Origin of the sequence: Bacillus cereus group sp. RP32 (assembly GCF_040459735.1) — a bacterium.
In the GTDB taxonomy this organism is placed as follows: domain Bacteria; phylum Bacillota; class Bacilli; order Bacillales; family Bacillaceae_G; genus Bacillus_A; species Bacillus_A wiedmannii.
In genome coordinates, this window is record NZ_JARVHO010000001.1 from 1,956,296 (window position 1) to 1,968,496 (window position 12,201).

Genomic DNA, 12,201 nt, shown 5'->3' on the forward strand with positions numbered 1-12,201 from the left:
TTATTGCAAGTTCTTTTTGTTTATTCGACAGTAGGAAACGAATTTTATATGTATAAAACTTGAATTATTTAATTTTTCGGATTATTATGTATAAAAGTTAACATATTTTGTAATTCAAATTTATAGGAAGTAGGCGAGTATACGATGGAAATAACGGTAGAGCGTTTAGTAAATGAATTAAAGGGTGTACTTCCCGAAGATCGAGTAGTTGTGAATACGACAGTAAGAGAGTTACATAGTAAAGATGAATCTTATCATACTAGTAGTTTACCTGATGTAGTTGTTTTTCCGAAAACGACCGAAGAAGTTAGTAGGATAATGAAAGTAGCGAGTGAGCATGGAAAACCTGTCGTTCCTTTTGGGGTAGGTTCTAGTTTAGAGGGACATGTTATTCCATATGAAAAAGGAATTACAATGGACTTTTCGCTTATGAATAACATACTCGAAATAAGAGAGAAAGATTTCCTTGTAAGAGTACAGCCAGGAGTGACTCGCTCTCAGCTTAATAAAGAATTGAAAAAGTATGGATTGTTTTTTAGTGTAGACCCAGGTGCAGATGCAACGTTAGGTGGAATGGCTGCCACAAATGCGAGCGGAACGACAGCAGTTAAGTATGGGGTAATGCGTGATCAAGTTCGTGATTTAGAAGTCGTTCTTGCTGATGGGGAAGTAATACATACTGGAAATTTAGCAGCGAAGTCATCATCAGGTTACCATTTAAATGGTGTTTTTGTAGGATCAGAAGGTACGCTTGGATGTTTTACAGAGTTAACATTAAAAGTATACGGCATACCAGAACATGTTATGGCTGCGAGAGCATCGTTTCCAACTATAAATAATGCAGTAGAAGCTGTTATTAATATACTACAAGCGGGTATTCCAATTGCAAGAATTGAACTTGTAGATGAATTGTCTATGAAACAAGTAAATCATTATAATGAAACAAGTTACAGAGAAGAACCTACACTGTTTTTAGAGTTTCACGGTAATGAAGCAGGGCTAAAGCAAGATATTGAATTCACGAAGGAAATTGTTTTTGATCATAAATGTAAAGAAGTCGCTTTTGAAACGGAAACTGCGGCGAGAAATAAATTATGGGATGCGCGGCATAATCTAGCATACTCTTACGTTCATAGCTATCCTGGTAAAAAGCTTATGAGTACAGACGTATGTGTACCCATTTCAGAATTAGCTGGTGCAATCCAACATGCGAAAGAGACGTTAGATAAAGTAGGTCTTATCGGTGGTATTCTTGGGCATGTGGGAGACGGGAATTTCCACGTGCTCTTAATGGTTAATCCAAACGATAAAGAAGAAGTGGAAAAGGCGGACGAAATAAATGAAAGTATCGTTTTATATGCTCTTAAACGAGATGGAACGTGTACGGGAGAACATGGCGTTGGAATCGGAAAACGAAAGTATCAAGAAGAAGAACATGGGGCGGCATTACTCGTAATGGAAAAAATAAAGAAAGCTCTTGACCCACAAAACATTTTGAATCCGAATAAAGTTTTTCAGTTGAAGGATAGGGGATGATTGGGTGAAAGTACTAGAAGCGATAAGTAATATAGCTGGAAAGTATTTTGCATTTTGGGTTATTTGTATTGCAGCTATTGCATATTTCATTCCTGGACCATTTCTCGGGTTAACTAGTTATATAACAATTTTACTCGGGATTGTAATGTTTGGGATGGGATTAACATTAAAGGCTGTTGATTTTAAAATCATTGCTACAAAACCATTGCCAGTTATTATCGGTGTATGTGCTCAGTTTATTATTATGCCACTTGTCGCATACGTACTAGCCTACGTTATGAAGTTACCAGCCGAATTAGCAGCTGGATTAGTGTTGCTCGGTTCAGTACCGGGTGGCACTGCATCAAATGTTATGGTTTATTTAGCAAAAGGGAACTTAGCTTTGTCTATTGCAATGACGTCATTATCAACGTTACTAGCACCAATTGCTACACCTCTTATTTTATTATTACTTGCGGGACAATGGATGCCAGTAAATGCTATGTCTATGTTTCTTTCTATCGTACAAGTCATTATCCTACCTATTATTTTAGGGTTAGTAGTGAAGAAGTTTTTCCCTACAACTGTTACGAAAGGAATGACTGTTATTCCTTTAATATCAGTTGTAGCAATTATTATAATTGTTTCAGCAGTTGTTTCAGCGAATGTAAGTAGCATTAATTCTTCAGGCCTGCTTATCTTTATTGCAGTGATGCTTCATAATGCATTTGGTTTTTTACTCGGATATATAACAGCGTTCGTACTTGGACTAGACGAAGGAACAAGAAGGGCTATTTCAATAGAAGTAGGAATGCAAAATTCAGGCTTAGGTGTTGCGCTGGCAACAGCGCATTTTGGACCAGCAGCTGCACTTCCAAGTGTATTAGCAGTAGTGTGGCATAATATTGCAGGACCGATTTTAGCAACCATCTGGTCAAAAAATGCAAAGAATACTTTCAGTGATGAAAATTTATCGGTAAATATAGAAAAATAGGAATGATAAAGAATGCAAAAACGTATTGTACATTTTGAAGGACTTGTTGTTTTGTTAGCCACAATTTATGCGTATTCAATATATGAATTTAGTTGGATTATATTTTTTGTGTTCCTTTTATCACCGGATTTATCCATGTTAGCGTATGGTATAAATAATTATGTTGGTGCTAAAATTTATAATATTTTTCACACATATATTATATCGATAGTAATAGTTATAATAGGTGTCTATTTTAAGGTAGATACCGTTATAACGATTGGCTTAATATGGACAGCGCATATTGGAATGGATCGAATGTTTGGATATGGATTGAAATATGAGACGGATTTTAAAGATACTCATATTCAAAGGTTATAAATTGTTTTGAAAAGAGGGATACATTGAAACAGAGAATTACTATCGAAGAATATAACATCAAATGGGAAAGTAAATTTAATAAGCTACAATCGCTCATTAACAATGTAATAAAAGAACTTATTTTGTCCATTGAGCATGTTGGGAGCACATCTGTTAAAGGACTTGCATCGAAGCCAATATTAGATATTGATATAGTAATAGAAGAGTACGAAATTTTTCCTGAAGTAGTAAAAAGGCTTGAAACGATAGGGTATTACCATCAAGCAGACTGGAGCTTCAAAGGAAGAGAGGCGTTTGGCAGAAAGGACGCTTTCGTTCCATGGAACGGGGAAAGTACAGTTTGGATGGAACATCATTTGTATGTGTGTGACAAAAATAGCGAAGAGTTAAGAAGACATATAGCGTTTCGGGATTACCTTCGTGAACATACCGATGTTGCTATTGAATATGGTCGTCTAAAGGGAAAGTTAGTAAGAGAGTCGAAAAATCGAGTGAGCTATAGTGAAGGTAAGACGGCATTTATTACAAATATATTAGAAAAAATAAACTAAGGCGGCATGGAATACATGCTGCCTATTCTTTTTTAATTGAAAGCTGTCACTATAAAATAATGACAAACTGGCCCTATTGATTGATGCAATTATTAAATATAATAGGAAATAAAATAGAAAAGACCTGAAAAGAGTGAGCTTATGTACATACCAAAATATTTCGTAATAGAAGATGAAAAGATGAAGTATGAGATAATGGAACAAAATAGCTTTGCTACATTATTTTCTCAACATAACGGGGAACCATATGCAACACATTTGCCGTTGTTATTAAATAGGGTGACTCTAACTTTACATGGTCACTTCGCACGTCCAAATGAACAGTGGAAAGATAGTGGGAATCAACAAGTACTCGCTATATTCCAAGGGCCACACAGTTACATATCGCCGTCATGGTATGAAACAAAGGATGCAGTGCCAACATGGAATTACGTTGCAGTGCATGTATATGGAGAGTTGGAAATTGTTGAGGATGAACAGGAGTTATTAAATTCTCTTCAAGAGTTAGTACATAAATATGAAGATCCACAGAGTAGCTACTCGTTAAATGAGGTAGATTCGAATTATATGGCAGGATTAAGTAAAGGGATAGTTGGTTTTAAAATTAAGATTAGTAAAATAGAAGGAAAAGTGAAGTTAAGTCAAAATCATTCTGTGGAGAGACGGAGTTTAGTTGTGGAGGAACTTGAGAAACTTGGTAGTGAGGGGAGTAGAGGGATTGCGGAGTTGATGAGAAAATAAAGTCTACATGAAAGGAAAACATTCTAAATAAGTGTATTTAAAAAGACCTTCTTAATTGAAGGTCTTTCGTTTTTTAAAGTGTTTTTTCAGCAGCTGTTGTTGAGTTATAGTCTTTACCTACGTCAACGGATTGAACAAGGTCAGGCCTTTGTGGTGAAGGGAAATCTGCATGACTTGCTTGATATGTAAACGAACTATTTACCCCAATAGACACAATTCCGATAACAGATAATCCTAATAAGATGGAACCAATTTTTCTTATCATTTTAATGCCCCTTTCTCAAACGTTTTTTCTTTTGCTTGTAACGCTTTATGAAAATACTCGCTTGCTTTTATATGATTATTTTCATCGTAAAGTTTAACGGCTAACTTTTCTGAATATTCCTGAGTGTAGTTATATAAAGATTCTTTGTCGAAATACGCAATTCCTTCAAGAATAATTTTTTCTAAGTCTTCAGTTGACTCGTTATTGTTAAGGGACTCTAAAATTTTAAAGTGAAGCATATATTCTTCATTGTTAAGTTCTGTACAAATTTTTAATCCTTTTTTTATAAGTTCTGAAGCGATATTTATTTCACCAAGTTTAGAATGTTCCCTAGCTTGTAAGAAAATTGCTTTGAAATGACTAGGCATTTTTGTCGTTACTTCAGATAGATGGCGAATAGCCAGTGTTGATAGGTTTTGATTGGCATATAGCCAGCCTAAATTATTACGAACTCTTAAAAGTAAAGATTCTTCATTTTGTTTTTGTAAAATATTGATTGCGGAGTTGTAGTGTTCTTCAGCTTGCTCGTATTGTCTTAATTGTACACATGATGCACCTATAACGCTTTCACATGAAGCGACATTTTTTTCATAATCTCTATACATGAAAAATATTTCTCGAGCTTTATTAGCATATTGAATTGCTTCAATAGGTTTATAAAAATGTTGATTAAAGATAGCGAATCGGTAATTATATTCTGCTTCCTCTAGTTTATCTGAAACATTAACTAATAGCTTTTCAGCTTTTTCATAATGTTCACTTGCTAAATTATAATTTGTTGTTAAAGTAGCATGAATCGCTTTAAATAAATGATAGTAGTAAGAAAGTTGGTGATTAGGTGAAATCGCGTAAGAATCTATTTTATTGAAACTGTCTTTTGTGATGCTTAAACCATCAGTTAAAACTTTGAAACGAAAATTTAGTAGAGAATAGTATAACGCTAAGTTTTCATCTTCCTCAAAGTTTAGTTCCTTTTCCTCAATTTCATGTTTTAAGTTTGTCGCCTGAGACACATCTTGTTTAAGCATAGCTAAATACCAATCATTAAATAATTTCGTAATTTGTTCATTACCTTGTAGTTGAACGTTCATGAAATCCCCTCGCTTTTTGAATATTCTTATAAAATATATTATCAAAAATAACAATATTTAGAAATGTAATTTTTATTTCTCAATATTTGTTTAACAAGCTCATGAGTAAGTCTATTGGAATAGTTAGGTTTTTGTTTTGGAGTAAAGAAAAGGAATCGGGGGAAGTGCATTTTAAAGTTCTAGTTGAGAGGCGAGAGTATAAAAAAGGTGTGTTCACACAATCTGTATGAACACACCTTTTTACATATTAAACAATCAAGTCCCACAAAAAGTACGATAAGGACGATTCGTCGGTACAGGTGGAACGCAGTATTCTTCTTGATCTGTAGCATACGCATAAGGATTTGATAGAGCTTCAAGAAGTTTTTCCATTACGCTATAGTCGCCATTTGCCACAGCTGCTTCTAGCGCTTCTTCTACGCGATGGTTCCTTGGGATGATGGATGGGTTGTTATTTTTCATTATTTCGTAGGCGTTTTCTTTCGATTCTTCTTGTCTTTCTAATCGAGATTGCCACAGTTTGTACCATTCTTTAAATTCAGGACTTTCAAATAGAGCTGTATTTTCTATAGTATCAAGAGTTAATGAACGGAATGTATTTGTGTAATCTGCTTTAAATTTCTCCATCATTTTTAAAAGTTGCTCAATAAGTGATTGATCATGTTCCTCACTGCTAAATAGTCCTAATTTCTTTTTCATTCCAACGAACCACAGGTTTTCATATTGTACGCTAAATTTTGAAATTTCGTCTTGAGCAATTTTTAATGCTTCTTCTTCATCTTCATGCAGAATTGGTATTAAAGATTCTGCTAGTCGCGCCAGGTCCCATGCGGCCATATATGGTTGATTTCCATATGCGTAGCGACCTTGTGTATCAATAGAGCTAAATACAGTTCCTTGGTCGTAATTGTCCATAAATGCACAAGGGCCGTAATCAATCGTTTCTCCACTAATCGTTATATTGTCAGTGTTCATTACGCCATGGATAAATCCAACAAGTTGCCATTTAGCGATGAGAATTGCTTGTTTCTTTATGACTTCTTGTAGTAATGCAGTATATCGATTTTCATGTGCTTCAATTTCTGGATAATGCCTTTTTATCGTATAGTCAGCTAGCGATTTAAGGTCATCGATGGAACCTCGAGCAGCAGCATATTGAAATGTGCCGACACGTATATGACTGCTAGCGACTCTAGTTAAAATTGCTCCAGGTAACTTTGTTTCCCGATATGTTGGCTCGCCTGTTGTGACAACTGCTAAACTGCGAGTAGTTGGAATATCAAGTGCATACATTGCTTCACTAATAATATACTCACGTAGCATCGGACCGAGTGCAGCACGACCATCACCACGGCGTGAATACGGAGTAGGGCCAGAACCTTTCAGTTGAATATCAAAACGTTTACCTGAAGGAGTAATTTGTTCACCTATTAAAAGCGCGCGACCGTCGCCTAACATATTAAAATGTCCAAATTGATGACCTGCATACGCTTGTGCTAATGGATGAGCTCCTTCTGGGAGTGCATTACCAGCGAAAATAGCAATTTCAACTTCTTTTTTCAATTCTTCAGGATTAAAGCCAAGAGATATTGCTAGCGAATGATTTAGTTTAACTAGCTCCGGTGAACTTACTGGAGTAGGGGGGATTTCTGTATAAAATGATTGTGGTAAAGTCGTATAACTATTATCTAAATTCCAACCAGCTTCATTATTTTTAGTCATTTTATCTCCTCCTTGTTTATTTTTTATTATGTATTTGTACGTATGTATTCTTTGTAAAATTAGCTAAAAGTATAACATGATATTTCCCCTTAAAATCTATTGTAAGGACTTCAGTGTACTATGTCTATTTAACAGCAAATATAAAAACTCCATTTAAAAAAATGGAGTTTTTATTACTACTTAATTTTTACGATTATTTTTCCTTTTGCTCTTCCAGCCTCTGAATATTCCATTGCTTTTTGAGTGTCTTCAAAAGGGAAAACTCGATCGATTACCGGTTTGATTTTTCCAGATTCAATATAGTTTGCGATAGTACGTAATTGATCCCCACTTGGCTTCATAAATAAAAATGAATATTGAGCATTATGCTTTTTTTCAAGTGCAGTAAGTTTTTTGCTTGCTAATGAAAATAAGAGTGTTTTAAAAAATCCGGAACCAAATTCTTTACCGAAACGAGCATTTGGCATTCCTGAAACGGAAACAATGTTGCCGCCGCTTTTTATAATATTGAATGATTTTTCAAGTGTTGTACCGCCGATTGTATCAAATACTGCATCATAATCTTTTAGTATTTCTTCAAATTTTTCTGTTTTGTAATTAATAATCTCATCTGCGCCAAGAGACTTTACTAAATCAGAACCAGCTTCACTAGCAGTCGTTGTAACGGTAGCGCCCATTATTTTCGCTAATTGAATTGCGAAAGTACCAACACCACCAGATCCAGCGTGAATTAATATTTTTTGTCCTTTTTGTAAGTGCATAATGTCATGTAGTGCTTGATATGATGTTAAACCAACGAGTGGAATCGACGCCGCTTCCTTAAAACTTAAATTTTTTGGTTTTAAAGCTATATCATCCTCATGAATGGCTATATATTCCGCGAAAGTACCGATCTTATTTTTTCTTGGACGTGCATATATTTCATCGCCGACTTTAAAACGAGTCACTTTTGATCCAACCTTTACGATAATACCGGAAAAGTCATTCCCAAGAATTAAGGGCATTTCATATTTAAGTAACATCTTTACTTTTCCATCGCGTATTTTAAAATCAATTGGATTAATACTAGCTGCATGAATTTCTGCCAGCACTTCATGTTCATTTATTTCAGGGGTAGGTACTTCTGCCATACGCATTGGAACTTGCCCGTATTTATCAATTATCATTGCTTTCATTTCTTATACCTCCACATTTCAATAAAAGTTGTGCAATAGCTTTTCAATATTTAATACAAGATTTTTTAATAAACTTAATTTTGTACGTATATCAATATAATAAAAGTTTTTTGTACCTTCTTTTCGCATTAAAATAATACCGGCTTCTCGTAAAATTCTAAGGTGATGTGATACCGCTGGTCGAGAAAGGTGTGTTTGTTTCGTAATTTCTCCTACACGTAATCCGGTTTGACATTCCGTTTCCATGAGAACTAACAAAATAGCTTGACGTGTTTCATCGCCAATTGCCAATAATACTTTTTGAGAATCAATAAAATCTTTTTTTATAACATTTAATTGTTCTTGTTTATTCATTTCAATCACTTTACCTCCTGGTAATTAGTCGAAAGGTTTAAGATGATGAACCATTACATCGATACGGTAATGCTACATGATTGTTGTATGAGCTGCAATATTGGGAAAGAAAATCGAGACGAATGAAATTATATGTGTTGAAAATGAGAGGGAATAGAAAAGAATTTCATAATATATTGTTTACAGGAGATAAAGGATGAGGGTTTTATAAAAAATAAGCGGTCGTAACCCTGTATAACTTATAGGGTTACGACCGCTTATAGTGTTTTTATTATTTTGGTGTTTACTAAAGTGAGTTGTTTCGTTTTACTCTTTCATACATGCATAAAGCAAGCAGATTATAGATATATGAAAAAGTAAAAGTAATTTGGGACGTAATCTATCTATATGATAATTTAAAATGAAATATAAGTCTATATCTTTGTTGTTTTTTTGATTATATTTATGTCACTGAGCTCAGGACAATGATGTGGAGGGGAAATTTATGAAATCGAATGATGTACCAGTTTTAATTGTTGGAGGAGGATTATCAGGATTAGCATCTGCGCTATTCCTTGCAAAACATAACATTAATTATTTACTGCTTGAAAGGCATCAGTCTACTGCAATTCACCCGAAAGCAGGTGGAATCACTTTTCGTACGATGGAGTTATTTCGAGAATTGGGTTTAGAACAAAGAATTAGATTGGCGGGTAAAGCGTTAGAAAATTGCCGAGGGAGAATAGCAGTTCATACAATAGCAGAGGCCGATAAGGAAGAATTGGCACAAATGAGGGCGACTCAGTATGGAAACGATGAGAAGTTACTTCAAAAAATAGAAGAGATTAGTCCATCAAAACAAACAGCTTGTTATCAAATTATTTTAGAAGAGATGATGTTGCAAGAAGCGAGAACATTAGGCGGAGAATTATCTTTTTATCATGAATTAGTTTCTTATGAACAAAATGAGCATGGAGTAATCGCAACGATTCGAGATCGCGAAACGGAAAAAGAGAGCGTTGTTCATTGTGACTACGTAATTGCAGCAGATGGGGCAAAAAGTAAAATACGTGAGCAACTAGGGATAAGTGCCGAGGGACGAGGTACAATCGGTGGCTATTATATGAATATTTATTTTGAAGCGGATTTAAGTGAGTTTATACAAGGAGATGCATTTGGTTTTACTATGGTACTTCATCCCGAAGTACTTGGTGCGCTTATACCAGTTGATAACGAAAGAAGATGGATTTACCATGTATCCTACGATCCATTAAAAGAAGAGGGACCAGAGGATTTCACTATAGAACGTTGTAAACAAATTATTCAAACCGCAATTGGAAGCACAAATGTTGAGCCAGAAATAGTAAGTGTTTTACCGTGGGAAGCGACTGAAAGTACTGCTACAAAACTTCAAGATAATCGCATTTTTTTAGTTGGCGATTCTGGCCATATTATGCCGCCAACAGGAGGATTTGGTTCAAATACAGGCATACAAGATGCGCATAACTTAGCTTGGAAATTAGCGGCTGTAATAAAAGGAAAAGCAAATCCAAAATTGTTAGAAACATATCATAAAGAGAGATATCCTGTTGCAAAATTAACGACAGAGTATGCGAGTAGTTTATTGTTCCGTGCTGCAAGTAGAGAGGAAGGCAGTTTGAATAATATGGATGGTTTAGCTGTAACTGTCGGGTATCAATATTGTTCAAAAGCAATAATAGATGACTCAGCCACTCCACATAGAATGGATATCATAGATTTGAACGGAAGACCTGGAACGCGAGCACCTCATTTTTTTGGAATGTATGAAGGGGAGAAGGTTTCTATATTAGACTTATTCGGTAACAATTTTGTATTACTTACTGAAGTAGAAAATAGTTCTTGGGTTGAAGCTGTATGTGATGTTTCATCTAAATTAGGAATAATTATTAAAATGTATCGAGTAGGGGTAAGTGGAGACTTTATTGCTCAAGAAAATGTTTTTCGTGAATTATATGGGATAGAGAATGAAGGAGTTGTACTAATTAGACCAGATGGATTTATTGGATGGCGTTCGGAAAAAGCGGTGGTAAATCCAGCTGTAATACTGGAGGAGGTAATGAGTAATTTATTATGTGATTTTTAAGTAACTACGGAAGTATTGTCTTATATGCTTCATTTTACTGGAAAAATAATATTCACAAATTTTAATAGGTTTGGTATGATTAATTTCGACAAGTTAATCGAGGCCGGAGATATTTGAGACAAGCCATAAATTTATTTAGGGATACAGAAGTTTCCTCTAAATAATTTATGGCTTTTTTTATTGAATGAACTGTAAGCAATAGTGAGTTACATGTGAAAAGGAGGGATATAGAAAATAAATAGTGTAGTAATAACATAGGGGAATTGTATTTGAAAGATTGGAATTTTAATATAAGCTTATAAAAATAATGAAAGTATATCTTCTATTTCGTGTAAATCTCATTAACTTGTTGAAATTTGCAACGTAGGAAGGGTTAGAAGGATGAGAAAAATTATTAGCGTGTTAGTTATTTTCTTTATGATGGGAAGTATCTTTGCTGGAGGAGCTGTTCATGCAAAAGCAGAAGGGAAGCATGAATGGAATACGAATAAATTTTTAAACATTGCACATCGTGGAGCAAGTGGACATGCACCTGAGCATACTTTTGCTTCTTATGATCTTGTGAAAAAAATGAAAGCGGATTATTTGGAATTAGATATTCAGTTAACTAAGGACGGCCAGTTGATTGCAATGCATGATACAGCAGTTGACCGCACTACAAATGGTACAGGTGAAGTACGAGATAAAACATTAAGTGAAATAAAGAGCTTAGATGCAGGATCTTGGTTCAATAAAGCTTATCCAGAAAAGGCTAAGCAAGAGTATGTTGGTCAAAAAGTTCCGACTCTTGAAGAAATCTTCCAAAAGTATGGAAGAAGCATGAAGTATTACATTGAAACAAAATCACCAGATGTGTATCCAGGAATGGAAGAGAAGTTATTAGCTTTATTAAAAAAATATAATTTAGTAGGTCAAAACATGTCTTCTAGCCGTGTTATGATTCAATCATTTAGTAAAGATAGTTTAACAAAGATTCATAGTATGAATAAAAATATTCCGTTAGTTCAACTGCTTTGGTATTATCCAAATGAAAACAATGAGATTGTTGAATGGTTTGGCATTACACATGAACCGAAAAGTGTAACAAATGAAGATTTTCAAGAAATCAAAAAGTATGCAGTTGGTATTGGTCCAAACTTACGTAATGATGACGGAGAACTAATTATTGATGAGTCATATATGAAAATGGCTAGGAAAAATGGACTGTTAATTCACCCTTATACAATAAATGAGAAACCAGATATGAGATTGTTAATTAAATGGGGTGCTACAGGAATGTTTACAAATTATCCTGATCGATTACATAGTGTACTAAAAGAAAAATAAGTG

The 12,201-nt window shown here is 34.6% G+C and carries 12 protein-coding genes; 7 read left to right on the forward strand and 5 right to left on the reverse strand.

All coding sequences use genetic code 11. The annotated features are described in order from the left end of the window. Positions 1 to 144 precede the first annotated feature (144 nt). From QCI46_RS10085 to QCI46_RS10105, 5 genes are all read left to right on the forward strand, one after another. Complete coding sequence (locus QCI46_RS10085) at positions 145 to 1,536, forward strand: FAD-binding oxidoreductase (RefSeq protein ID WP_353840105.1); 1,392 nt, start codon at positions 145 to 147, stop codon at positions 1,534 to 1,536. A 4-nt stretch (positions 1,537 to 1,540) separates the two neighbouring features. Further along, on the forward strand, positions 1,541 to 2,509 hold the full coding sequence (locus QCI46_RS10090) for a bile acid:sodium symporter family protein (RefSeq protein ID WP_353840106.1): 969 nt from the start codon (positions 1,541 to 1,543) through the stop codon (positions 2,507 to 2,509). A 12-nt stretch (positions 2,510 to 2,521) separates the two neighbouring features. Then, positions 2,522 to 2,869, forward strand: a complete 348-nt coding sequence (locus QCI46_RS10095) for a DUF4260 domain-containing protein (protein ID WP_353840107.1) — start codon at positions 2,522 to 2,524, stop codon at positions 2,867 to 2,869. Between the two features lie 23 nt (positions 2,870 to 2,892). Next, a complete protein-coding gene (locus QCI46_RS10100; protein ID WP_353840108.1) occupies positions 2,893 to 3,420 on the forward strand; it encodes a GrpB family protein in 528 nt (175 codons plus the stop codon). Between the two features lie 141 nt (positions 3,421 to 3,561). Further along, entirely contained in the window at positions 3,562 to 4,161 is a 600-nt protein-coding gene (locus tag QCI46_RS10105; RefSeq protein WP_353840109.1) for an FMN-binding negative transcriptional regulator, read from the forward strand. A 73-nt stretch (positions 4,162 to 4,234) separates the two neighbouring features. Here the strand turns inward: QCI46_RS10105 and QCI46_RS10110 are convergent, their stop codons facing one another. From QCI46_RS10110 to QCI46_RS10130, 5 genes are all read right to left on the reverse strand, one after another. Further along, positions 4,235 to 4,426, reverse strand: a complete 192-nt coding sequence (locus QCI46_RS10110; protein ID WP_098199749.1) for a Phr family secreted Rap phosphatase inhibitor — start codon at positions 4,424 to 4,426, stop codon at positions 4,235 to 4,237. Next, positions 4,423 to 5,517, reverse strand: a complete 1,095-nt coding sequence (locus tag QCI46_RS10115; RefSeq protein ID WP_353840110.1) for a response regulator aspartate phosphatase — start codon at positions 5,515 to 5,517, stop codon at positions 4,423 to 4,425. The genes QCI46_RS10110 and QCI46_RS10115 overlap by 4 nt, the downstream gene beginning before the upstream one ends. 255 nt (positions 5,518 to 5,772) lie before the next feature. Further along, positions 5,773 to 7,239 (reverse strand): protein adenylyltransferase SelO, encoded by a 1,467-nt coding sequence (locus QCI46_RS10120; RefSeq protein WP_353840111.1) that lies wholly within the window; start codon positions 7,237 to 7,239, stop codon positions 5,773 to 5,775. Between the two features lie 176 nt (positions 7,240 to 7,415). Next, entirely contained in the window at positions 7,416 to 8,414 is a 999-nt protein-coding gene (locus QCI46_RS10125; RefSeq protein ID WP_353840112.1) for an NADP-dependent oxidoreductase, read from the reverse strand. A gap of 18 nt (positions 8,415 to 8,432) precedes the next feature. After that, positions 8,433 to 8,777, reverse strand: a complete 345-nt coding sequence (locus QCI46_RS10130) for an ArsR/SmtB family transcription factor (protein WP_353840113.1) — start codon at positions 8,775 to 8,777, stop codon at positions 8,433 to 8,435. Positions 8,778 to 9,252: 475 nt separating this feature from the next. Here QCI46_RS10130 and QCI46_RS10135 point away from each other — a divergent pair, with 475 nt between their 5' ends. Both QCI46_RS10135 and QCI46_RS10140 read left to right on the forward strand, forming a co-directional pair. Then, the gene (locus QCI46_RS10135) at positions 9,253 to 10,872 is read left to right on the forward strand and encodes an FAD-dependent oxidoreductase (protein ID WP_353840114.1); all 1,620 of its coding nucleotides are present in this window, start codon (positions 9,253 to 9,255) and stop codon (positions 10,870 to 10,872) included. Between the two features lie 381 nt (positions 10,873 to 11,253). Further along, positions 11,254 to 12,198: a glycerophosphodiester phosphodiesterase gene (locus QCI46_RS10140; RefSeq protein ID WP_353840115.1), complete on the forward strand. Its 945-nt coding sequence runs from the start codon at positions 11,254 to 11,256 to the stop codon at positions 12,196 to 12,198. The last annotated feature ends 3 nt before the right edge of the window (positions 12,199 to 12,201 follow it).